Below are 22,959 nucleotides of genomic sequence, written 5' to 3'. Positions count from 1 at the left end.
GCCGTCGAACAGCGGTACGTCTCCATGCTCTACGGGCGCCTCGACGAACTGCGCGCCCAGGCCGCCCGCCGGATGCGCGGCGCGCTGCGCAACACCGGCGGCACCCAGCAGGAGCGCTCGCAACGCGACAGCACGGTCCGGATGTACGCCGACCAGATCGACCGGCTCGGCGCGGTGGAACAGGGCCTCTGTTTCGGCCGGCTGGACCTCGACGACGGCACCCGCCGCTACGTCGGCCGGATCGGTATCCGCGACGGCGACGGCGAGTACGAGCCGGCGCTGCTCGACTGGCGTGCCCCGGCGGCCCGGCCGTTCTATCTCGCCACTGCCGCCGACCCGGACGGGGTACGCCGGCGCCGGCACATCCGGACCCGGGACCGCGAGGTGGTCGGGCTCGACGACGAGGTGCTGGACCTGACCGCCGCCGGGCAGGCCGACGACCGGGGCGGGCTGACCGGCGAGGCGGCGCTGCTGGCGGCGGTGAACGCCAGCCGTACCGGGCGGATGACCGACATCGTCCGGACCATCCAGGCCGAACAGGACCGGGTGATCCGGTCCGACCTGGAGGGGGTGCTCGTGGTGCAGGGCGGCCCCGGCACCGGCAAGACGGCGGTGGCACTGCACCGGGCGGCGTACCTGCTCTACACGCACCGGCAGATCCTCTCCACCCGGGGCGTGCTGCTGGTCGGCCCGAACGCCACCTTCCTGCGCTACATCTCGCAGGTGCTGCCGACGCTCGCCGAGACCGGCGTGCTGCTGCGCACCGTCGGTGAACTCTTTCCCGGGATCACCGCCACCCGCGCCGAGCCGGCCGAGGTCGCCGAGCTGAAGGGGCGGCTCGACATGGTCGAGGTGCTGGCCGCCGCGATCCGGGACCGGGAGCGGGTGCCGGACGAGCCGATCGGGATCGACATCGAGCGGGACAGCCTGGTGCTGGAGCCGGCCACCGTCGCCGCCGCCCGGGAGCGGGTCCGCCGCACCGGCCGGCCGCACAACCTGGCCCGGCCGCTCTTCGAGGTCGAGATCGTGCACGCCCTCGCCGACCAGCTCGCCGAGCGGATCGGCGCGGACCCGCTGGGCGGGGAGAACCTGCTCGACGAGGCGGACCTGGCCGAGTTCCGCCGCGAGCTGCGCGCCGAGCCGGAGGTGCAGGCGGTGCTGGACTGGCTCTGGCCGGTGCTCACCCCGCAACAGGTGGTGGCCGGGCTGTTCGCCTCCGAGCAGCGGCTCGCGGTGGCGGCGGCACAGCTCGACGAGGCGGAGCGGGCCGCGCTGCGCCGGGACCCGTGGGGCGGCTGGAGCCCGGCCGACGTGCCGCTGCTGGACGAGGCGGCGGAGCTGCTCGGCGAGGACGACCGGGCGGTCCGGGCCAGGGCCGCGCGGCAGCGCCGGGCCGAGATCGAGTACGCCGAGGGCGTGCTGGAGATCGCCGCCAGCTCGAAGTCGATCGACTTCGAGGACGAGCCCGAGGCCGAGGACGGGATGCTCGACGTCACCGACGTGCTCACCGCGGACCGGCTGGCCGAGCGGCAGGCCGACGAGGACCAGTTGACCACCGCCGAGCGGGCCGCGGCGGACCGGGGCTGGGCCTTCGGGCACGTGATCGTGGACGAGGCGCAGGAACTCTCCCCGATGGCCTGGCGGGTGCTGATGCGCCGCTGCCCGAGCCGCTCGATGACGCTCGTCGGCGACGTGGCCCAGACCGGGGCGCTGGCCGGCGCGTCGTCCTGGTGGCCGGTGCTGGAGCCGTACGTCGGGAACCGCTGGCGGCTGGAGGAGCTGACGGTCAGCTACCGTACGCCGTCGGAGATCCTCGCGGTCGCCGCCAAGGTGCTGGCGGAGATCGACCCGACGCTCACCCCGCCCCGGGCGGTACGCGACACCGGCGAGCAGCCCTGGGACGAGACGGTGGCCGCCGGCGAGCTGGCCGGGCGGCTGGTGGCGGCGATCCGGGCCGAGGCGGCCGGGGTCGGTGCCGGCCGGATCGGGGTGATTGTGCCGGCCGGGCTGGTCGACGAGCTGGGCCGGGCGGTCGGCGAGGCGGAGCCCGAGGTGGCGCTCGGCGCCGATCCGGAGCTGACCAGCCGGGTGGTGCTGCTCACCGTCGCCCAGGCGAAGGGGCTGGAGTTCGACTCCGTGCTGGTGGTCGACCCGGACCGGATCGTCGCCGAGTCCTCGCGTGGACAGAGCGACCTGTACGTCGCGCTGACCCGGGCAACCCAGCGGCTCGGCGTACTCCGGGTCGGCTGACCTCGACTTCTCGCCCTGTTCGCTCGGTCTCCAGAAGCGTCGCCACCAGCGGACAGGGCGGGAAACCGTCATCGACCTATTGATGTTCATCGATTGACGCGGTCTTGTTCGGTAGCGACACTGATCGTAACGCGCCTCCCGCGCGCAGGCGTCCAGCCGTCGATCCGGGAGGACCAGATGAGGATCGTCCACTGCCGGGCCCTGCTCGCCGCGACGACCGCCGCGGCCGTCGTCGTCGGCGGTGGCATCGCCGCCGCCACCTCCGCGCACGCCGCCACCGGATGCCGGGCAACCTACACGATCTCCAGTCAGTGGAACGGTGGCTTCGGCGCCAACGTTGCCGTCACCAACCTCGGCGACCCGATCAGCGGTTGGCAACTGACCTGGTCGTTCACGGCCGGGCAGCAGGTCAACCAGCTCTGGAACGGCACCGTGCGCCAGGCCGGCGCCCAGGTCACCGTCACCAACGTGAGCTGGAACGGTACGCTCGGCACCGGCGCGGGCGCGTCGTTCGGCTTCAACGGGTCGTGGAACAACACCACCAACCCGGTGCCGACCGACTTCGCACTCAACGGCACGCCCTGCACCGGCAGCATCACCCCGTCCGGGACGCCATCCGGTACACCGTCCGGGCCGCCCGGCACCCCGAGCGCCACGCCCACGGCGCCGACCTCGCCCACCCCGTCCGTAACCCCGACCACGCCACCCGGCGGTACGGAGCCGACGATCGTGCCTGACCCGTCATGGACCTGCGGCACACCCGCCGGCATCGTGCCTCCGACCCGCGGCCGGCTCGTCCTGCGCGCCACCGCCCAACTCGGCGCCGTGCACGACGTGGGCGTCACCCAGTACGGCCACCGGCGCCTGCTCGACATCAGGGGCGGCACGTTCACCGGGGAGCGGGTCAGCGGCACCCTGCTCGGCGGTGGACTGGACCTCGAACTCACGCTCGGCAACGGGACCGTCGAGCTCGAACAGATAAACGTCCTGCGCACCAGCGACGGCACCCTCATCTACCTGCGTAGCTGCGGCGTCGCGCCCGCCGGGAACTCCACGGTCCGGATCGTGCCCGACTTCGAGGCACCGAACTCCAGCGCGTACGCCTGGCTGAACAGCGGGACGTTCGCCGGCACCCGGGTGGTGGACACCGCGACGAACACCCTCGAATTCACCGTCTACGACGTCTCCGGAGTCTCCCCGGCCGAGCCGCGAATCCAACTGAGCGACCCCGCCGGCCCGCCCAACCAGTCCTGGACCTGCGCGACGGGCAGCGGGACGAGGGGCGCCACCGTGTTCACCGAGTCCGTCACGCTCGGCTCCAGCCTCACCGTCGGCGCCAGCAAGCGCGGAACCCGCAACATCATCCCGATCACCGGCGGCACGACGAGCGGCCGGGTGACCGGATCGATCCTCTCCGGCGGCGCGGACTACCAGCTCATCGGCTCGAACACCACGCTCGACGCCCGCTACACCCTGCGCACCGACGACCGGGAGTTGATCCTGGTCCGCAACTGCGGGCAGTTCGGCCGGCTGGTGCCGACCTTCGAGGCCCGCGCGGACGGCCCGTACGCCTTCCTGAACGCGAACACCTGGCTGAGTTCCGACCCGGGCTCCGCGCCCGGCGGTGTGAGCATCACCTTCTACGAACGCCGGTGACGGCCGATCCGCTGGCCACACTGGGCGGACCGGCCCGCTCAGTGTGGCCAGTCGGTCGCCAGCCGCTCGTACGCCACCCGCCCGGCGAAGCAGTAGCCGGTGTGGTCCGGCGGGTTGCCGCAGGACCGGCAGGTTCCGCCCTCGACGACGTGCCGCAGGAGCACGGAACGCATCTCGGCGCGCTCGACGCATCCGGGGATCGGCGCTGAGCCGGAGTTGACCGGCACGGGTTGGGTCAACTCACCCTCGGAGAACATCGGCGCCACCCTTCCGTCGCATTCGTGGCCCGCCCGCGACCGGCGCCCGGGGGGCGGGGTGATCCGGCGCGGGCGGACCGGGGCCGGTGTGCCGCCCCCGCACCCAGTGCCACGAGCGACACGACCCGGATGGAGCATAATCAGACTGGTCTAGCTACGTCTAGATACGTAGAAGCTCGAAGCGCATCGTGTGAAGACTCGTAGCGTCAGCGCATGGAGGTCGGCCCGGACGACGAGATCGACAGCGCTGCGCCACTCGCGCCATATCGGCAACTGGCCGCGATTCTGGCTGCCCAGATCCGACGCGGTGACTGGAAGCCCGACCGGGCGATCCCGAGCGAGGCACAGCTGGTCCAGCGGTACGGGATCGCCCGGGCAACCGTCCGGCGGGCGATCGCGCTCCTCGTCGACGAAGGTGTCCTCTACGTCGTCCCGCAGCGCGGCACCTACGTCAAGCGCGCCGACTAGAACACCGGGCTACTTGTCGGTGAAGTCGCCGACCTGGGCCGCCTGGCCCGAGGCGTCACTTGTCGAGCCGGACGCCGGGGTGTTCGTCCCGCCGGTGGTCGCGTCCCCGGTGGTGGTCGGCGCGACGTTGCCACCCGGAGGTCGGGGGCGCCGCCGGACGCTGGCCGGTCCGGCCTTCCGGCCGCCGGTCGTGGTGGCCACCCCCCGGTTCCGGGTCGGGCCGCCGTCGCGCAGCACGTCCGGATCGCGCGCCCGGTCCGCCGGGTCCTCGATGTCGATCTCGTGCGCCGCCCGCCCCTCGTCGACCGGCAGGCTGACCTCCTCGACGGCGCCCGGAGCGTACTCGGCACGACCCATCCGGTCCTCGGCCCGCCGCACCGACCGCCGCCGTTCGTCCTCTCCGGGCACGTCCATCACCTCGCCGACTCGTCGTTGTCCCGGGGTGTCCCCGATGCCCGGGTCGGCAAACCAGGGCGGCTGAACGGTCGGCCGGCCCGGTTTTCCCGGGTGGAGCAGCCGTTTGTGGCCTACCCGGCCGGGTAGCCAGCGGGTGCCACCGGCGCGGCGTCGCCGTGACCGGGGCGGTCGGAAGAGAACTCATCGAATCCGAGGAGGAAAAGATGAGCACGCAGACCCCGTCCAGGCAGCCGATGGGCCAGCAGGTGACGGACATGCAGTCGGCACCGACCCGGGAGATGGGTGCCCAGAACATCTCCAACCAGCAGATACAGCAGACCCTGTCGGAGATGCAGCGCCGGATGGACGAACCGACCCGCCGGAATCCGGGCAACGAGACCAAGCCCGCCTGGCTGAGTACCGAGTTCTACATCTATCTGGCGGCGGTCGGCTTCACCTTGCTGGCCGCAGACCTGGTCGGCACGGACGCGACCGGCGTCGACCCGTTCCGGGCGCAGCAGGCGTGGTTCTTCATCACCCTGATGACCATCGCCTACCTGGGTAGCCGTGGTCTGGCGAAGCTGGGTAACGCCTGGCGGCACGGCAGAAGGTGACGATGCTCCGGGCGCCGCGGCGGTAGGACGCGGTAGATCACCGACGCGTGGCGTGACCGGAGTGTCCCGAAGCAGTGGCGACTTGCCACGGGGGGTCGCGGTCCCCGCCGGAAACGGCGGGGACCGCGGCCCTTTCCGTCACGCGGTCCGTTCGCGGCGGCCCGTTCGAAGCCGGGGCCGACCTCACTCCTCGCCGAAGTCGCCCTCGAAGGAGTCCTCCAGCATCTCACCGGCGATCATGCCGCCGGCCATCCCGAGCGCGGCACCGGCAACCATCCCGCCCATGCCGTGCCCGCCGTGGTGGCCGCCGTGCTTGCCGGGGTGCCCGTAGTGGTGCCCGCCCCCGCCGTACCGGCCGTAGCTCTCCACCGTCTGGGCCAGCCAGCCCTCGACCCGCTGCCGCCAGTCGACCTGGTCGACGCCGACGTGCTCGGCCGTGTACCGCCCGACGGTGTCCTGCCCGCCGCTGAACATCCCGCCGCGCTTGTCGCACTCGATGACGACGTCCACGCCGTGCTGGTTGGTGACGAAGGTCAGCTCGACCTCGCGGATGGCGTGCGCGTACTGCGGGGCGGCGAAGAACTCGATCTCCTGGTAGAACGGCAGCGTCTGCTGCACGCCGTAGATGTGCCCGCGCTCCAGGTCGGCGCTCTTGAACCGGAAGCCGAGCTGGGCGAACGCCTCCAGGATCTTCTCGTGCACCGGCAGCGGGTGCACGGCGATCGCGTCCAGGTCACCCTTGTCCACCGCCCGCGCCACCGCCAGCTCGGTGCGCAACCCCATCGTCATGCCGCGCAGCCGCTGGCCGTAGACGTCGGTGATCGGCGTCTCCCACGGCATCGGAAGCTGGAACGGGATGGAGAGTTCCTGCTTGGCCTCCAGCCGCATGGCGCCGCTGACCGGGAGCCGGTAGAACTCCATGGTGCCGGCGTACTCGCTGTCCCCGCCCTCCATCTCGACCCGGGTGACCAGGGCGACGGTGACCTGCTCGATGTCGGCCGCGGCCTCCCCGCCCTGGAGGTTGACCTGTCCGTCGAGCATCAGGCCGGGCCGGGTGTTCGGATTGGTCAGCACGGTGTCCACGCTCGGACCGCCGACGCCGAGGGCGCTCAACATCTTCTTGAAGACCATAGAGAAACTCCTGTTTACGGCGGATGGGTGCCGCGGGTGTCGGCCGGCATTCCATGGTGGAGCGGCACGCCACCGGTGACCCTATGCACCGTAGCTGTGAGGTGGCTGTGAGCGCCGGCTGATCGTCGGACCGGACGACCGGCCGGGGCCGGGTGGACTACGACGTAAGCTTCCGATCATGCGCGTGGGTATCGTGATCCTGCCCGACCAGCGGTGGTCCGTGGCCGGGCGCCGGTGGCGCCAGGCCGAGCAGTGGGGCTTCGACCACGCCTGGACGTACGACCACCTGGGCTGGCGCGACCTGGTGGACGGGCCGTGGTTCGAGTCGACCGGCACGTTGACCGCCGCCGCCACGGTCACCTCCCGGATCCGGCTCGGCACCCTTGTCGCCTCGCCGAACTTCCGGCACCCGGTGCACTTCGCCCGCCAGGTCACCACCCTGGACGACGTCTCCGGCGGCCGGCTGCTGCTCGGGCTCGGTGCCGGCGGGACCGGGTTCGACTCGGCGGTGCTCGGTGCCGAGACGCTCTCCCCCCGGCAACGGGCCGACCGGTTCACCGAGTTCACCGAACTGCTCGACCTGCTGCTCCGGCGCGACGGGGTCAGCTGGCGGGGCGACTACTACGCGGCGGTCGACGCGCGGAGCAACCCGGGCTGCGTCCAGACACCCCGGGTTCCGTTCGTGGTCGCCGCCAACGGGCCGCGCACGCTGCGCCTCGCCGCCCGGTACGGCCAGGGTTGGGTGACCACCGGCATCCGGGACGGTGACGACGACCAGGCGGCGTGGTGGCGCTCGGTCGCCGACCTCGCCGGCCGGATGGACGAGACCCTCGCCGCCGCCGGCCGTGATCCCGGAACCCTGGACCGCTATCTCTCCCTCGACTCGGCGCCGGTCTTCTCGCTCTCCAGCGCCGCGCACTTCACCGACGCGGTCGGCCGCGCCGCCGAACTGGGCTTCACCGACGTCGTCACGCACTGGCCGCGCGAGTCGAGCTGGTATGCCGGGGACGAGGCGGTGCTGGCCGAGGTCGCCACCGAGGTGCTGCCCCGGCTCCCGGGCCGGAACTGAGGCTGCCGCCGGCCGGTCCGGCGGTTGCCGGGCAGGGCGGGAAGCTGCCCCAGGTCGGTCCGGCGGTGGCTGGGGGTGGGGTTGTCGTCGTCCCGGCCGACCGGCGACGACCCCGGGTAGTCCCCGGCGGGCACGGCGAAGGGCCGGGCCCGCTGCGCGGACCCGGCCCGGAGACGCCGGCGACTCAGCTGGCGGTGCAGCTCAGCGACGGCGCACTGTTGGTGCCGTTCCAGGTCCCGAGGAACCCGAACGCGGTACTCGCCCCGGCGCCGAGGCTGCCGTTGTAGGACACGTTCCGGGCGGTCACGCTCGATCCGCTGCTGCTGAGCGTGACGTTCCAGGACTGGTTGACCTGCTGCCCGTTGCCGAACGTCCAGCTGACGGTCCAGCCGCTGATCGCCGTACTGCCGGCGGTCACCCGGACCTCGGCCTGGAAGCCGCCCTGCCACTGTCCGGTGACGGCGTAGCTGGCGGTGCAGCCCCGGGTGCCGGCGGGCGGGGTGCTGGTCGGCGGGCGGGTGGTCGGCGGAGTGGTCGGCGGGCGGGTGGTCGGCGGGGTCGTCGGCGGCCGGGTGGTCGGGCTGCCGCCGCCGTAGACCGTCGCCTCCCGGGCGGTCTGTCGGATGCCGTTCGCCCCGTTGAAGATCCGCTCACCCCACGAGGTCAACTGGTCGACGTCGAAGTTCGTCACCATGTCGAGGTATTCGACGCCGCCCCCGTTGCCACTCCACGACCAGCCGATGTAGCCGATCCCGTTCTGCTGGGCGTACGACATGATGGTGTCCTCGTCCGGGTTGCCGTCCGAGTGGTTGTGCCCGAACTCGCCCACCACGATCGGCAGGTTGGCGCTGCGGAACCGGCCGAGGTAGTCGGTGATCTCGGCGGCGGTGTCGAAGACGCCGTACATGTGGATCGAGAAGACGGTGTTCCGGTCGGGGTCGGCGTTGAACACGCTCTGCGCGTTGTCCCGCATGACGAAACGCCAGTCCTGGCCCCAGTTCGGCGCGTCGACCATGATCGTGTGGTCGAAGCCGGCGTCGCGCAGCCGGGTGATCGCGTTGCGGGTGGCTGTCGGCCAGGTGGCACTGACCGTCTCGTTGTTGCCGAACGGCTCGTTGCCGATGTTCAGGATGACGTAGTTCTCCTGGCCGGCGAGGGCACTCTGGATGCTGATCCAGTAGCTGACCGCCTGGTCGAGGGTGATCGCCGCGCCCTCCTCGCCGTACCCGGTGGTGTCGTGCACCTCCAGCACGCAGATCAGCCGGTTGGCCTTGCACAGCGAGATGACGTTCGCGACGTCGCTGGCGCTGTTCTGGGTCCACCGGCCGCCGCTGCTGAGCACCACCCGTACGGTGTTCGCACCGAGGGATTTGATGTCGGCGAATGAACCGGTTTGGTTGGTGTACCAGGTGTGCGCGTGGCTGACGCCGCGCATGATGAACTCGTTGCCGCGGGCGTCGAGGAGTCGTCCGCCGCTTACCGTGAAGCCGGCGGCGGCCTGTGCCGGCGGCGCCACCACGAACAGCGTGACAGCGGCGGCGGCGACGAGCGCGAACAGCGCCGATGCCACGGCGTGGATTCGTCTTTTCATGACCTACCTCAGGGAGGACCCCGGGGGACGGGGACAGAAGTGAAGGACCGGCAACTGCTGCCCGACAGTTGCCACCCGACTTCCCTGCGGCGGCACGGATCAGGGTAGGCCGATGAACCGGTTAACGCAACCGGTTCAGTAGTGTCCTGGGACCCCTCGCCGGCAGACCGGCCCGGGGTCACCAGGCGGCGGGCTTGCCCGGGGTGTAGAGCCAGGTCTGGAAGAAGCCGTCGAGCTGCCGCCGACTCACCCGCTCCGCGAGCCGGACGAGGTCGGCCGTCGTCACCGTGTCGTTCCGGTTCGCCGCGTACCAGGCCCGGAGCAGGGCGAAGAAGGCCCGGTCGCCGATCTTCGTACGCAGCGCGTGCAGCGTCATCGCGCCCCTGGTGTAGACCGAGCCGGCGAAGAGGTTGGTGGCACCCGGGTCGCCGGGCGGCGGGTTCCAGAAGCTCGCCGTCTCCGGCCGGGCGTAGAAGCTGTCGAAGCGCGCCTGTGCGGTACGCCCGCCGGTGTGCTCCTCCCACAGCCACTCGGCGTAGCTGGCGAAGCCCTCGTTCAGCCAGATCTCCTGCCAGCGCGCCGGGCTGACGCTGTTGCCGTACCACTGGTGGGCCAGTTCGTGCGCCACCGTGCCCTCGCTCGGTGGGCCGGAGTAGATCGGCCGGGTCTGCGTCTCCAGGGCGTACCCGGCGTCTTCGTCGTCGTCGACGATCGCCCCGTAGGAGGTGAACGGGTACCGGCCGAACAGGTCGGTGAAGTACTCGATCATCTCCCGGGTCCGGGCCAGCCCGTCGGCGGCCTCCGGCCCGAGGTCCCGGTCGATCGCGTCGATGATCGGCAGCCCGCGCGGGCCGGTGCTGCGGCGCAGGTCGTAGTCGCCGACCGAGGCGGTGGAGAGGTAGCTCGCCATCGGGTCGCGGGCGCGCCAGACGAACGTCGTCCAGCCGTTCCTGGTGCGCTGCCCGACGAGTTCGCCGTTGGCGACCGCCGTCTTGCCGGCCGGCACGGTGAGCCGGAAGTCGTAGCTGGCCTTGTCGGTCGGATGGTCGTTCACCGGATACCAGGTGGCGGCGCCGTCGGGCTCGTTGGCCACGAAGGAGCCGTCCGGGGTGGAGACCCAGCCGTAGAGGGCACCCTCGACGTCGGTCGGCCGGCCGGTGGTGCCGTCGTACCGGACCACCACGGTGAACCGCTCGCCGCGGGACAGGCCGTGCTTCGGCGAGATCCGCAGCTCCTGACCGTCCCGGTCGAACCGGGCGGCCCGGCCGTCGACGGTCACCGCGCGCACCTCGAAGCCGCGCAGGTCCAGGTTGAACCGGGAGAGCCGGGCGGTGGACCGGGCGGAGATCGTGGCAATGCCCGCGAACGCCCGGGTGGTCGGCTCGTAGCGGATGTCGAGTCCGTAGTGGAGCACGTCGTAGCCGCCGTTGCCGGCGGCCGGGAAGTAGCCGTCGCCGACGCCCGGAGCGCCCTGCGTGCCGGCACCGCCGGAGCCGTGCCCATGGCCGTGCTCCTGCCCGTTGCCGCTGGCCGACGCGGGTGCGACGCCGAGCGAGAGCGTGACGGTCGTCGCCACCAGCGCGGCACCGACCCGCCGACAGATCACCATGGTCGGTCAGGTTAATACGGCCGCTGACCGGGCGGAAGGACCGGACGGCGGGCGACGCCCGGGTGGTGCGGTGACCGAACCACCACGGACGCCGTCATCCCCACCACAAGGATGATGCACCGGCGATCCTTAACCGGTTAAGAGCAACCGTACCCCCGCCGTCGGTAGACAGTCAAGGACGTCACTGCATTCCACGGCCGGATTCCACGGCGCTCCACGGGATTCCACGGCCGGATTCCGGACCGGACGGGGATGGTTGCCCGGCTTCACCGGCTTTACCGGGTTTACCTACGCCAGGCGGGGTAGACAACCAGCCGGGGTGGGAAAACCAGAATCGCCACGACGGAGGAGGTCCGGGCATGGTCGGGGTGGGCTACACGCTGATGTGTGAACAGACCGGTCCGAAGGAACTGGTCGAGTACGCGGTCCGGGCCGAACAGGCCGGCTTCGACTACCTGGTCATCTCGGACCACTACTACCCCTGGCTCGCCGCGCAGGGCCACTCACCCTACGCCTGGTCGGTGCTCGGCGCGGTCGCGCACGCCACCTCGCGGATCAAGCTGATGACCTACGTGACCTGCCCGATCCGGCGCTACCACCCGGCCGTGGTGGCACAGAAGGCGGCCACGATCGGGGTGATGTCGGACGGCCGGTTCACCCTCTCGCTCGGCGCCGGGGAGAACCTCAGCGAGCACGTGGTGGGCGCCTGGCCCTACGTGCACCAGCGGCACGAGATGCTGGAGGAGGCGTTGCAGATCATCCGGCCGCTGCTCGACGGTGACAACCTCTCCTACTCCGGCAACCACTTCGAGGTGCCCGAGGCGTACCTCTGGGACCGGCCGGCCGAGCGCGTCCCGATCGCCGTCGCGGCCTCCGGGCCGCACTCGATCGAGCTGGTCACCGAGTACGCCGACGCGCTCGCCCTCGACGTGCCGGACGCCGCGGTGGTCAAGATGTACGACGAGCGCGGCGGCGCCGGCAAACCCCGTTACGGGCAGGCGGCGGTCTGCTACGGGCCGGACGCCGACGAGTGCCGCAAGACCGCGCACGAGCTGTGGCGGTGGGCCGCACTGAACTGGTCGGTCAAGGCCGAGCTGCCCGGACCCGAGTCCTTCGTCAGCGCCAGCGAGGCGGTCCGGCCCGAGGACGTGGCGGAACTCGTACCCTGCGGCCCGGACCTGGACGCGCACGTCGAGGCGTACCGGAAGTACGTCGACGCCGGGTTCACCGACGTGGCGGTCGTGCAGGTCGGCGCCGACAGCCAGCCGATGTTCCTGCACTGGGCCGAGCGGGAGCTGCTGCCCCGGCTCCGGGAGCTCTGAGCCGAATGCGTTTCGGTCGCGTCGAGGTACGCCCGCTCGGTGGTGGACCGGGCTGCCTGCTGATGATCCTGATCTCGATAGTCGGCTCGATCGTGCTGACCGTACTTGTCAACCTGGCCCTCAACTGATCGTCCAGCCGCCACCTACCGACGGTCACCCGCCCGGGGGCGGCCCGGCGTGTCGGGCATTCCTCCCGGCCGCCCGGGTCAGCTGTCCCTGGCTCGGCCCCGGCCGGTGCACGAGGCTCGGCCTCGGGCAGTCGTTCGGCTGTCGCGCGGCGACGCGGCGGAGACGAGTATGCGGTTCAGAATCCTGGGTCCCCTGTCGGTCGAGATCGCCGGTGCCCCGCTCCGGATCCGGAGCGCCCGGGTCTCGGCCCTGCTGGCGACCCTGCTCCTGGAGGCCAACCGGACGGTGCCGACCGAGCGTCTGATCGAGGCGGTGTGGGGCTGGCACGCTCCGGCGACGGCCCGGTCCCAGTTGACGATCGTGGTGTCCCAGCTCCGCCGGCTGCTCGCCAGGACCGGCGTGCCGCGCCCGGTGGTGTTCACCGAGAGCGCCGGCTACCGGCTCGCCGCGACCGCCGACGAACTCGACGTACTGCTGTTCGAGCGGTACGTCGCCGACGCCGACCGGGCGGCCTCCACCGGCCGACCCGTCGACGCGGTCGGCCGGTACCGCTCCGCCCTCGACCTGTGGCGCGGGCCGGTGCTCGCCGGCGTGCAGGGCCAACTGGTCAGCACGGCCGGCACCCTGCTGACCGAGCGGCGGGCCGCGGTCCGGGCCCGCTGCATCGACCTCGAACTCGCCCTCGGCCGGCACGCCGACCTGGTCACCGAACTGGTCGGACTGGCCGCCGCCGACCCGTTCAACGAACGCTTCCGGGAGAACCTGGTACTCGCGTTATACCGCTGCGGCCGGGTCACCGAGGCGCTGGCCGCGTACCAGGACTACCGGCAGCGGCTGGCCGACGAGGTCGGCATCGAGCCCGGTCCGCGACTGGCGGCACTGCACCGCCAGATCCTCAACCGCGACCCCGTCCTCGACCCGCCGACCACGCAACCGACCCCGACCCGCGCGGACGTGGTGCCGACCCGCGCAGACATGGCGCCCACCCGCGCGGACGCGGTACCCACCCGCACAGACGCGATGCCGACCCACGCAGACGCGATGCCGACCCACGCAGACGTGGTGCCGGCCCACGCGGACGTGGTGCCGACCCAGCCGGAGGCGGTGCCGGAGGAGCTGTCCGCAGTGCCGGCCGGGGGCGGTGGTACCGAGTCGAACCGGCCGGGGCGCCGCCCCGGCGGTCCACCGGCCCGCCGCCGCATCGCCGGCCGACCGACGCGTCGATCGGGTGGGACGCCGCGACGACCGGCCGGGCAACCGGGCGGCCCGGCCCGCCGTCGGCCCAGTGGCCGGGACGGTACGGCCGGGCAGCCGTCCGAGCACTGCGGCGAGCCGCCCGCCCCGCTTCCAGCGGGGGACGGACAGGCGGGCGACGGGCTGCCGGGCAGGCCGTGGCAACTACCGTCGGCGGTGGCCGACTTCGTCGGGCGGGAACTGGAGCTGGCCCGGATCCGAGCCGCGCTCGGCGGCGACAGCGGCCGAGCCGGACCTGCGCTGGTGGTGGTCGCCGGGATGCCCGGGGTCGGCAAGACGGCACTGGCGATCCGGGCGGGCTGGGACGTCGGCCCGGATCACCCGGACGGCTGCCTCTACGCCGAACTCGTCGACGACCGGGGCAGCCCGGTGGACCCGTACGAGGTGCTCGGCGGCTTTCTCCGCGCCCTCGGCGTACCCGAGGGATCGGTTCCGGTCGGGCGTTCCGAGCGGCGCGACCTCTACCGGTCGGTGGTGGCACAGCGCCGGCTCCTGGTGCTGCTCGACGGCGCCGTCGACGAAAGCCAGGTACGCCCGCTGCTGCCCACCGGCCCGGCCTCGGCAACGCTTGTCACCGCCCGGCACCCGCTGACCGGACTGGACGGCGCGCACCTGCTCCCCCTCGACGTGCTGCCGGTCGAGCCGGCGGTCCGGCTGCTCACCGCGATGCTGCCGGACCGGGTCGCCGACGATCTTCCGGCCGCGCACCGGGTGGTCCAGTTCTGCGACCGGCTTCCGTCGGCGATCCGGGTCACCGGAAGTCGGCTCGCGGCCGGCCGGGACGGGTCGCTGGGCCAGGCCGCCGAACGGCTCGCCGACGGCCCGCGCCGGCTCGACGGGCTCGTCGACGGCTCCCGGGACGTACGCCGGGGGCTGACCGAGGCGTACCGGCGGCTGGCAACCGGGTCGGCGACCCTGCTGCGGCGGCTCGGCACGCTGCCCGTGGCCGAGTTCCCGGGCTGGCTCGCCGTCCCGCTGCTGGACACCGATCAGGACAGCGCCGAGCAGGCACTCGCCGAGCTGGCCGACGCCGGGCTGGTGCGTGCCGTCCCGGACCGCCGCACCGGGCTGCCCCGTTACCGGATGCCCGAACTGGTCCGGCTGTACGCCCAGGAGCGGGTGGCGGTCGACGATCCCCCGCCGACCCGGGGCACGGCACACCGCCGGGCGTACTGGTGGCTGCTGGACCTGGCGCTGCGCGCCGACGGCCAACTGCCGGACCAGGTCTTCCCGGCCGGCGCACTGGGCCTGCCGGAGGGGTTCGGACCGTACGCCGGGATCCTGCGTGCCGTCGACGCCGACCCGCTGGGCTGGCTCACCGCCGAACGCCACCTGGTGGTCGGCGCCGCCGGACAGGCCGCCGCGCTCGGCGACACCGAACTGGCCTGGCGGCTCGCCGTGGCCCCGACCAACTTCCTGCGTCAGCGCCGGCTCACCGGGCTCTGGCAGCGTGCCGTCGACCACGGCCGGCGCGCGCTGCGGGGTCACGGCGGTAGCGACCGTGCCCGAGCCCTGCTCTCCCTGGGCAACGCCCTGCTGCTGCTCTCCCGGGCGGAGTCCGCGGCCGCCTGGACGTCCGCGCGGACCGCTCGGCAGCTCTTCGACGAGTTGGGTGACCGGGACCGGGCGGCGGCCTGTGCGACCGCCCAGTGGCTCGCCGAGCAGCACAACGCCCCCGTCGGCAGCCCGGTCGAGGAGCGGCTCGTCGTCCCGTGCGGGACCGACGAGCCGGCCGCTTCGGCCCGGAGCCGGACCCGGGGAACCCTGCGCGGTGTGATCCGGCGGATCGGTGTGCCGCCGAGGGCGACTCCCGTCCTCTGTGCCGCCGACCAGCCGGAGCCACCGCGCCGGGCTGCGCCGTCCGGGACGTGGACGGCGTCGGGCACCGCCAGCCTGGCCACACCGCGCCGGACCCCGGTCCAGCGGCCGTCGGAGGTGGTGACGGTGTTACCGGGCAGGTTCCGTCCGCCGGATCCCGCCCTCCCCCGCGGCGCCTGACTCCGGGCACACCCCACACACCACACCCACACCCACACCCGCACCTGTCGCCGGGTCAGCACCGACAGGTGGTGCCACCGGCGCAGGGTACGGTCGACCCGCCGACTCCGGTCCGCCAGGCGCCGATCCCGACAGCTCCGGCCGGGGCGCCCATCGGCTGTCCTGTCCCCGGATAGCCCGACTCCGTCGCCGGATCGGGGTGGAACAGCCGTGCACCGCCGAGGCGGAGCCGGAGCAGGAAGGACAGTCGGCCGGCCGGATCGGCGCCACCCGTGGCCGTCCACCACCGCCCGTCCGACCGATCCGCGCCCCCGACGTGCCGGACCTCTGTCGCCCACCACCGCGCGGCCAGCGCCTCGGCCCAGGCGGCGTACCGGACATCGCCGGTAGCTCGGGCCAGGTCGAGCAGGAACTCCCCGTCAGCGGGGGCCGCCGATCCGGCCCCGGATCGGACTCCGGCCGGCCCGATCTGATCGACCCCGACACTGCCGCTCGCGCCCACGAGGGGTGCCACGCCGCCGCTCCGGTGCCGGATCCAGCTGCTCGTCACGACCGCATGCGCGGCTGCCACCGCCGCTGCCCGGTATCGGGAGTCGCCGGTGTGGACGTACACGCGGCACAGGAAGGAGCCGATTCCGGCCGCGTCGCCGGACCAGGACCGCTGTCCGGGGCCGGCGTCGGACGACGGGTTCGGCCAGCACAGGGTCCCGTCGACGGTCTCGGCCGCGTCCAGCAGCGTCTCCGCGCAGCGGACCGCCGCGGCTGCCAGGTCCCGCCGCCCGAGCAGGTGTCCGGCGGCCAGCAGGAACGCGCCGATTCCCGCGGTACCCCCCGCCAGGTCGTACGTCCGCAGTCCGGCGCGTACCGAGTCGAAGGACGGGGGTACCGTCCAGACCATCGCGCCGCCCGGATCGACGGTGTCGAGCAGTTGTCGGGCCACTGCCGTGATCCGTTCCCGCAGGACGGGAAGATAGGTGTGCCGCCACAGGTGCAGCAGGCCGCTGCCGAGACCGGCGAGCCCGTACCCGAGCCCCGGGTCCGGCCAACGCACCGGCTGCCGGAGCGCCAGCTCCACGGCCCGGTCCACCAGATGCGGCCGGCCGAGCAGCCGGCCGGCGTCACAGAGTGCCCAGACCGTCGCGGCGGAGCCGGCCGCGAGTCCGGGCAGGCGCTGCCAGCCGCCGTCGGACGAACACAGCAGCCGGTCCAGCAGCAGGTCGAGTACCTGGCTCACCCGGGCCGGTCCCTCGGGCCCGCCGGCCACCGATCCGGCGACGACCAGCCGGGTCAACGCCGCCACCGACCGGGCGGCGTCGGCGCCTGCCGGATCGGAGGCGCCCTGTCGACCGGGACCCGGTCCTGCCCAGACCTGGCCCGCGCGTTCCAGCCGGCCGGACAGGTGGGCGCCGGTAGGCCGGCCCCGGGCGTCCGCCCAGCTACCGGAGACGTCACTCGCGTCCGAAGTGGATCCGTGTTCCCGGCTCGGGTCCAGTCGCCGGACCGCTTCCTCGACCAGGCCCGACCAGGCCGGTTCCGACAGCGTCGCAATCGCCTCCGGCGGCATCGCCAGGGGCCCTGGCAGCGTTTCCACCGCCTCCAGCGGCCTCACCGTCAGCCCCGCACGCCCGTCCGGACCAGCGCACGGACAGTCGCCCGCAGCAGCGTGCGCGCAGTCGTCCGAGCCAGCGTACGCGCAGTCGTCCGAGCCAGCGTGCGCGCAGTCGTCCGAGCCGGCCTGCTTCTCCCGCCCGGCCCCGACCTGCGGGCCGACGTCCGGATCGGGGTGCGGGACGGCGGCGCGCTTGGCGGTCGTCGCCGGTCGGCCCGGGGCCGGGCCGTCGGCGGCCTCGGCGCAGAGCGCGACCACCTCGTCCAGCCCGATCCGGTCGGCGGGCTCGACCCGGACCAGCCCGCTGACGATCCGGCGCAACAGCGCCGGAACCGGTGGTCCGCCGAAAGAAGGCTCCAGCAGCGCCGCCACCATCTCCTCGGGGGACCGTACCGGCGGCTCGCCGGGCCCGGCAGGTGAGCCGGCGAACACCGTGACCGCGTCCGCCGGCCAGACCCGACCGGCGAGCCACAGCGCCAGCACGCCGAGGCTGAACAGATCTGCCGCCGGGTCCGGCGTGGCGCCGTGCCACTGCTCCGGCGCCACGAACCCGGCCTCGCCGAAGTGCCGCAGGTCGAGGTACGACCAGTCGTCCCGCCCGCCGGTACGCAACGCGGCCAGTTCCAGGTCCACCAGCCGGAGTTCCCCGTCCGGCAACAGCAGTACGTTCTCCGGTGCCAGGTCCCGCAGCACGACGCCGACCGCGTGCACCGACCCGACCAGCCGGGCCAACCGGTCGAGCAGGTGGTTCCAGCCGAACCGGCCCGCCCCGGCCCCCGGAAGGGCTGCACCGGCCGTCGACGGGTCCGACGGATCGGCCGACAACGGCTGCCCGGCGAGCAGTTCCTCGACCAGGAACCGATGGTCGCCCTGCACGAACTCGCGGAGAGGCCGAGGCGTCACACCGAGCGGGAGCAGGTGCCGCAGAACCCGCGCCTCGTGCCCGAGCAGGTCCCGGACGTCCCGGTCGGACGCGTCCGCCCCGACGTACGGCCGGGCCTCCTTGATCAGGACGTCCACCCCGGTACGCAGGTCCCGGCCACGGTAGACACCGCCCTTGTTCGCCTGCCGGATCGCGCCGGTGACCGCGTACCTGCCGCCGATCAGTACCTCGGCCGGTCCGGCCGGGCCGACAGGCTCCCACGTCCCTGTCGACCCGGCCGCCCCCGTTGACCCGGCCGCCCCCGCAGGCCCGACCGGGCCCCCCGACCCGGCCGGTCCCCCCGACCGCGCGACTCCCCCGAGCCGCACGTCCACCCCCGACCGCGCGACTCCCCCGGGCCGCACGTCCACCCCCGACCGCGCGACTCCCCCGGGCCGCACGCGCTCCCCCGGCCGTGCCGGGCCCCCCGACCCGGCCGGACCCTCCTGCTCGGTCGAACCCCCCGACCGAACAGGTACCCCGGGCCCGGCCGGGCCCCCCGGTCCGCCCCCCACGGACCCGGCCGTCCCCGCCGCACCGGTATCCGGGTCGGCGGCGGACGTCCCCAAGACCTGCATCGACGCGATCGACCAGTTCGACGCCGTCGGACCGGTCGGCCACGCCGGCGCCCCTGATGCCGGTGCGGCCGACCGCTCCGGTACCGGGCCGAACGGCAACTCGACCCAGGCGGGTGGCCGGAAGACCGGCTCGCAGCGGTCCTCGACAAGGTTGCCGTCCGGGTCGACCAGACAGCGCCGGTACCGGCCGTCGTTGTCCCGCACGCCGAACTCGCCGAAGGCGCCGTACCGGTAGTGCACCACCCCGCCGGACCGGTACGCCCGGTCGGAGAGGATCGCCGGGCCCCCCTGGCCGGCCGTCACCTCGTCGAGCCGTCCCGCCAGTTCCCGGAAGAGCTCGTCGCCTGCCGGATAGACGGTGAGGAACTTTCCGGCCCCGGCCCGTGGCGCCCGGGGGCCGTTGAGTTCGGCCAGCCCGGCGGCGGTCGCGACGAAGGCGAACGCGGTACCCGACTCGACAAGCACGGGTACGCACGCGGCGAGCACCTCCGGAGCGTTCGACGGCGTCGCCGAGACGTGCAGCTTCCAACCCTGCATCCGGGCAACCGCCAACGGCGGAGCGACAACGGTCCGACCGGCCCGGTGCTGGACCGTCCAGCCGGTCAGGCTGATCAGGTCGAGCAGTTCGGCCACCAGGTCGGCCGGCTCCCGCTGCCCGACCGGCACCGCCTGCCCGGACCGTGCCGGGTGCCCGGACGACGAGGGATGGCCGGACCACGCGGGGCGGCCGGATGACGTCGTCCGGCCGAGCCAGGACGGGTGACCGGGCTGCGGCAGGTGACCGGACGACGGCCCGCGACCGGCCGGAGGCCGGGTCCGTCCGCGCAGCGGCACGGCGAGGCCGGGATCCCGGCTCGCGGCGGCCGACGACTCGGACGTCATAGGTCTCCCCAGGTAGCGGTTGACGAAGCGCCGGCCGTGGTGAGTGGCGACTGGCACCGCCGACGAGAGTGCCGGTCCGGCGCATCGTCCGGGCATCGACCCGATATCGAGTACCTCCGGCCGGCGGCCGCCGCCACTTCCGGCCGGGAACCGCCGCGCTCCGGTCGGGTAGCCGTCGAAGATCGGGTCGGTTACCGGACCGTACGGAGACAGACCAGATTTTCCCGAGTGGACTGGGACACCGGTCCCGGGCCCACGGGACGCCCGACGGGCCATGATGCTGAGCCGACGGACCGATCCGCCCCGTTGAACAGCGGGCCTAGGCTGCGGAGGGAAACGTCGCCCACCAGCGCGAAGACCGTCGAGATTGGATTACGAGGGGAGTGTCATGACCGCTAAGCCGATTCGCCCGGTTCACCCTACGGAGATCGAACCGATCGTTCTCGCCAGCGACAACAGCTTCGCGCACGCCTACGGCAGCGTCGCCGAGTTACTGAGTGAGAAGGACATCGGCGCCAAGGCCCAGGGCGGCCTGGAGTTCTTCGACAAGGCGGGCCGCCGACTGGCGCCGGTGTTCAACCACGAGTGGGCGTTGGAAGGGCTGGTTCCGACGCTCGAGGATCCCGACCCGGAGCTGATCCAGGGCCGGCTCCAGGCCGTCGTCCAGCATGTCGGGGACTACATCCGCCGGAATCCCGAGCTCGTCGCGGACTCCGGGCTGACCGTCGACGAGGCGATCGCCGCCCTGCCGCAGATCGGCGGCGGCACGCTGGCCGAGGACGCGGCGCACTTCCCGGGCGGCGACTCGCCGTCCGGCGGCGTCAGGCTGATGACGCAGGGCGGGTGGTTCCACAACTCGCTGCACGCCGCCGGTTGGACACACTGAAGTACCTGATCAGACAGGGGTCATAGGGGTGACGTCCACGAAGGACACCAGGCGGTGGCCCGCACGTCGGGTCGCCGCGCTGGTCGGGGCAGCCGTAGTCGTCGCGCTCGCGGTGACCGGGCAGGTGATCAACGCTGGCGGCACCACGCTCGTACTGACCGGCGAAACCGCGGTGATCGCGGTGGCATTCACCGCCATGGGCGCGTTGACTCTGGTAGGCGTACCCGGGCATCTCGTGGGCCGGCTTATGCTCGCCGCCGGGGGGGCGGCGAGCATGGCTGCGCTCGCGGAGAGTTGGGGAAACTGGTTGCCCGCCGCCTGGCTCAGCCAGTGGGCCTGGTGGCCGCCGTACGGACTGATCTTCCTTGCCCTGTTGGTCTTCCCCGACGGCCGGTTGCCGTCCCGGCGGTGGCGGCCCGTCGCCGTGCTGATGGCCGTCGCCATCGCCGTCGCCTCGCTGGCCTACGCGGTAGCTGCGCTGGACGATCCACAGAGTTTGGTCAGTGTCGCGGAAGCGGCTCCTACCCAGCGGGCACGCACGCTCGTCCTGGTCGGGCTCATCAGCATCGGAATCACCCTGCTCGGGCTGGTGGCGACCCTCTTCTCGCTGGTGCTGCGCTGGCGGCGGGCCGACGGTGAGACCCGGGCGCAGTTGGCCTGCCTGCTGGGTAGCGCGATCCTGCTGTTGCTCGGCCTCGTGCTGGAGGCCATCGACCTGCCCGGATCTTGGGTGATCATGGTCGTCGCGCTCCCGGTCGGAATGGCCGTCGCGGTGCTGCGCTACCGGCTGTACGGGCTCGACCAGGTGATCAACCGGACCATCGTCTGGCTGGTGATGAGCCTGCTGGTGGTCGCCGCCTTCGTCGGACTGATCACGCTGCTGCGGGACCTGCTGATGGCGGGCAGCACCTCGAACGCCTCGCTGGTGGCGACCGGCCTGATCGCGGTCGCCTTCGAGCCGGCCCGCGGCCGGGTGCAGCGGGGGGTCAACCGGCTGCTCTACGGCGACCGGGACGACCCGTACCAGGTGATGGCGCGGCTCGGCGACCTGCTCGGCCGTACCGTCGAGCCGGGCGCGGTGCTGCCGCAGCTCACCGACACGATCGCGCGGTCGCTGCGGGTGCCGCACGTCGCGGTCGAGGTCGAGGGGCGGGAGGGGCCCCGGGTCCTCGCCGCGCACGGCAGCGCGAACACGCCGGTAGAGGCGTTCGACATGGTCACCCGGGGGGAGCGGGTCGGTCGGCTGCTGGTGGCGAACCGGAGCGCGGCGAGCCGGTTCACCCCGGTCGAGCGGCGCCTGCTGGGCGACCTGGCGACGCAGGCGGCGGTGGCCGCCGACAGCGTCCGGCTCATCCACGACCTCCAGGACTCCCGGGAACGGCTGATCACCGCCCGGGAGGAGGAGCGTCGCCGGCTGCGCCGCGACCTGCACGACGGTCTCGGCCCGACCCTGGCCGGGATGGCCATGCAGGTCCGGGCGGCGCACAAGCTGGTCGCCGGGCAGCCGCGCACCGGCCGGATCCTGGACGCGCTCAGCGCGGACCTGCAGACCTGCACCGCCGAGGTACGCCAGCTCGTCGACCAACTCCGGCCGCCCGCGCTGGACCGGGGACTGGCCGCCGCGCTGCGCAACGAGTGCACCCGGTTCGACAGTCCGACCCTCTCGGTCCGGTTGCACGTCGACGGCAATCTCCAGGGGCTGCCGGCCGCGATCGAGGTGGCGGCGTACCGGATCGTCGCGGAGGCGCTGAACAACGTGACCCGGCACTCCCAGGCCACCACCTGCCGGGTGAACGTGCAGCGGGACCGGGCGCTGACCGTGGAGATCGTGGACGACGGGGTCGGGCTCGGGCCACGCCGGCCCGGCGGGGTCGGCCTCGACTCGATGCGGGAACGGGCCACCGAACTCGGCGGCGAGTTCGACATCACGCCGGCGAGTCCACACGGTACGTCGATCCGGGTGCGTCTGCCGTTCCAGCCGACCGTCCCGGACCAGGCGACCGGCACGCCGTCCCGGGACGGTCACCTCAGTTCCGACCGGGCGGCCACCGACACACCCGCCGCGGATGACGCCGACGGTGTCCGTACGGGCAGCGAGACCGGTACGGGTCCGGAGTCGGGCGGTCCGGACGGGTGCTGGGGGGTGGCCCATCGGGCGCTCGACCCCGACCCGGAGGCGGAGTTGCCGCAGCCGCGCGGCGCGGCGGCCCAGCCCGCCACCACCGCCCCACCGACCGGCGTCAGCCAGACTCCGGACAGCGACGCGGGGCGGATCGGCTAGCCCGCTACGCTGAACCCGCGATGCGCAGTCCGGCTCCGCGGTGCCATTTCGCCGGCC

Annotated in this window: 16 protein-coding genes; 10 read left to right on the top strand and 6 right to left on the bottom strand. The window is 73.1% G+C overall.

Annotation, left to right across the window (positions count from 1 at the left end):
• Positions 1–24: 24 nt before the first annotated feature.
• Both ACN28A_RS26830 and ACN28A_RS26825 read left to right on the top strand, forming a co-directional pair.
• Positions 25–2,250, top strand: a complete 2,226-nt coding sequence (locus ACN28A_RS26830; protein WP_421404656.1) for a HelD family protein — start codon at positions 25–27, stop codon at positions 2,248–2,250.
• Between the two features lie 177 nt (positions 2,251–2,427).
• The gene (locus ACN28A_RS26825) at positions 2,428–3,906 is read left to right on the top strand and encodes a DUF3237 family protein (RefSeq protein ID WP_421399450.1); all 1,479 of its coding nucleotides are present in this window, start codon (positions 2,428–2,430) and stop codon (positions 3,904–3,906) included.
• 38 nt (positions 3,907–3,944) lie between these two features.
• Here the strand turns inward: ACN28A_RS26825 and ACN28A_RS26820 are convergent, their stop codons facing one another.
• A complete protein-coding gene (locus ACN28A_RS26820; RefSeq protein ID WP_421399448.1) occupies positions 3,945–4,163 on the bottom strand; it encodes a hypothetical protein in 219 nt (72 codons plus the stop codon).
• Positions 4,164–4,376: 213 nt separating this feature from the next.
• On the opposite strand from ACN28A_RS26820, the gene ACN28A_RS26815 reads away from it, so the two are divergent.
• Entirely contained in the window at positions 4,377–4,631 is a 255-nt protein-coding gene (locus ACN28A_RS26815) for a GntR family transcriptional regulator (protein WP_421399446.1), read from the top strand.
• Between the two features lie 9 nt (positions 4,632–4,640).
• Here the strand turns inward: ACN28A_RS26815 and ACN28A_RS26810 are convergent, their stop codons facing one another.
• Positions 4,641–4,988 carry a hypothetical protein gene (locus ACN28A_RS26810; RefSeq protein ID WP_421404654.1) on the bottom strand — a complete coding sequence of 116 codons (348 nt, stop codon included), beginning with the start codon at positions 4,986–4,988 and terminating at the stop codon, positions 4,641–4,643.
• Between the two features lie 263 nt (positions 4,989–5,251).
• Here ACN28A_RS26810 and ACN28A_RS26805 point away from each other — a divergent pair, with 263 nt between their 5' ends.
• Positions 5,252–5,641, top strand: a complete 390-nt coding sequence (locus ACN28A_RS26805) for a hypothetical protein (RefSeq protein ID WP_421399444.1) — start codon at positions 5,252–5,254, stop codon at positions 5,639–5,641.
• A gap of 183 nt (positions 5,642–5,824) precedes the next feature.
• Here the strand turns inward: ACN28A_RS26805 and ACN28A_RS26800 are convergent, their stop codons facing one another.
• Positions 5,825–6,772 carry a sporulation protein gene (locus ACN28A_RS26800; protein WP_421399442.1) on the bottom strand — a complete coding sequence of 316 codons (948 nt, stop codon included), beginning with the start codon at positions 6,770–6,772 and terminating at the stop codon, positions 5,825–5,827.
• 178 nt (positions 6,773–6,950) lie between these two features.
• On the opposite strand from ACN28A_RS26800, the gene ACN28A_RS26795 reads away from it, so the two are divergent.
• Positions 6,951–7,841 (top strand): LLM class flavin-dependent oxidoreductase, encoded by an 891-nt coding sequence (locus ACN28A_RS26795; protein ID WP_421399440.1) that lies wholly within the window; start codon positions 6,951–6,953, stop codon positions 7,839–7,841.
• A 184-nt stretch (positions 7,842–8,025) separates the two neighbouring features.
• Here ACN28A_RS26795 and ACN28A_RS26790 read toward each other — a convergent pair whose 3' ends face one another.
• Together ACN28A_RS26790 and ACN28A_RS26785 are read right to left on the bottom strand one after the other, a co-directional pair.
• On the bottom strand, positions 8,026–9,432 hold the full coding sequence (locus tag ACN28A_RS26790) for a cellulase family glycosylhydrolase (protein WP_421399438.1): 1,407 nt from the start codon (positions 9,430–9,432) through the stop codon (positions 8,026–8,028).
• Between the two features lie 178 nt (positions 9,433–9,610).
• On the bottom strand, positions 9,611–11,041 hold the full coding sequence (locus tag ACN28A_RS26785; protein ID WP_421399436.1) for a M1 family metallopeptidase: 1,431 nt from the start codon (positions 11,039–11,041) through the stop codon (positions 9,611–9,613).
• A 359-nt stretch (positions 11,042–11,400) separates the two neighbouring features.
• Between ACN28A_RS26785 and ACN28A_RS26780 the strand changes: the two genes are divergently transcribed.
• From ACN28A_RS26780 to ACN28A_RS26770, 3 genes are all read left to right on the top strand, one after another.
• Positions 11,401–12,363, top strand: a complete 963-nt coding sequence (locus ACN28A_RS26780; RefSeq protein WP_421399434.1) for a TIGR03557 family F420-dependent LLM class oxidoreductase — start codon at positions 11,401–11,403, stop codon at positions 12,361–12,363.
• Positions 12,364–12,368: 5 nt separating this feature from the next.
• Positions 12,369–12,491 (top strand): hypothetical protein, encoded by a 123-nt coding sequence (locus ACN28A_RS26775; protein WP_421399432.1) that lies wholly within the window; start codon positions 12,369–12,371, stop codon positions 12,489–12,491.
• Between the two features lie 169 nt (positions 12,492–12,660).
• Positions 12,661–15,744: a BTAD domain-containing putative transcriptional regulator gene (locus tag ACN28A_RS26770; RefSeq protein WP_421399430.1), complete on the top strand. Its 3,084-nt coding sequence runs from the start codon at positions 12,661–12,663 to the stop codon at positions 15,742–15,744.
• Positions 15,745–15,799: 55 nt separating this feature from the next.
• Here the strand turns inward: ACN28A_RS26770 and ACN28A_RS26765 are convergent, their stop codons facing one another.
• Positions 15,800–19,735 carry a lanthionine synthetase LanC family protein gene (locus tag ACN28A_RS26765; protein ID WP_421399428.1) on the bottom strand — a complete coding sequence of 1,312 codons (3,936 nt, stop codon included), beginning with the start codon at positions 19,733–19,735 and terminating at the stop codon, positions 15,800–15,802.
• Between the two features lie 367 nt (positions 19,736–20,102).
• Between ACN28A_RS26765 and ACN28A_RS26760 the strand changes: the two genes are divergently transcribed.
• Entirely contained in the window at positions 20,103–20,621 is a 519-nt protein-coding gene (locus ACN28A_RS26760) for a hypothetical protein (RefSeq protein ID WP_421399425.1), read from the top strand.
• A 28-nt stretch (positions 20,622–20,649) separates the two neighbouring features.
• Positions 20,650–22,902: a histidine kinase gene (locus ACN28A_RS26755; RefSeq protein ID WP_421399423.1), complete on the top strand. Its 2,253-nt coding sequence runs from the start codon at positions 20,650–20,652 to the stop codon at positions 22,900–22,902.
• Positions 22,903–22,959: the final 57 nt, after the last annotated feature.

Source organism: Plantactinospora sp. WMMB782, assembly GCF_049179135.1.
Lineage (GTDB): Bacteria > Actinomycetota > Actinomycetes > Mycobacteriales > Micromonosporaceae > Plantactinospora.
Note: the sequence above shows the minus strand (reverse complement) of the source record. Positions and strands in the feature narration are given on the sequence as shown.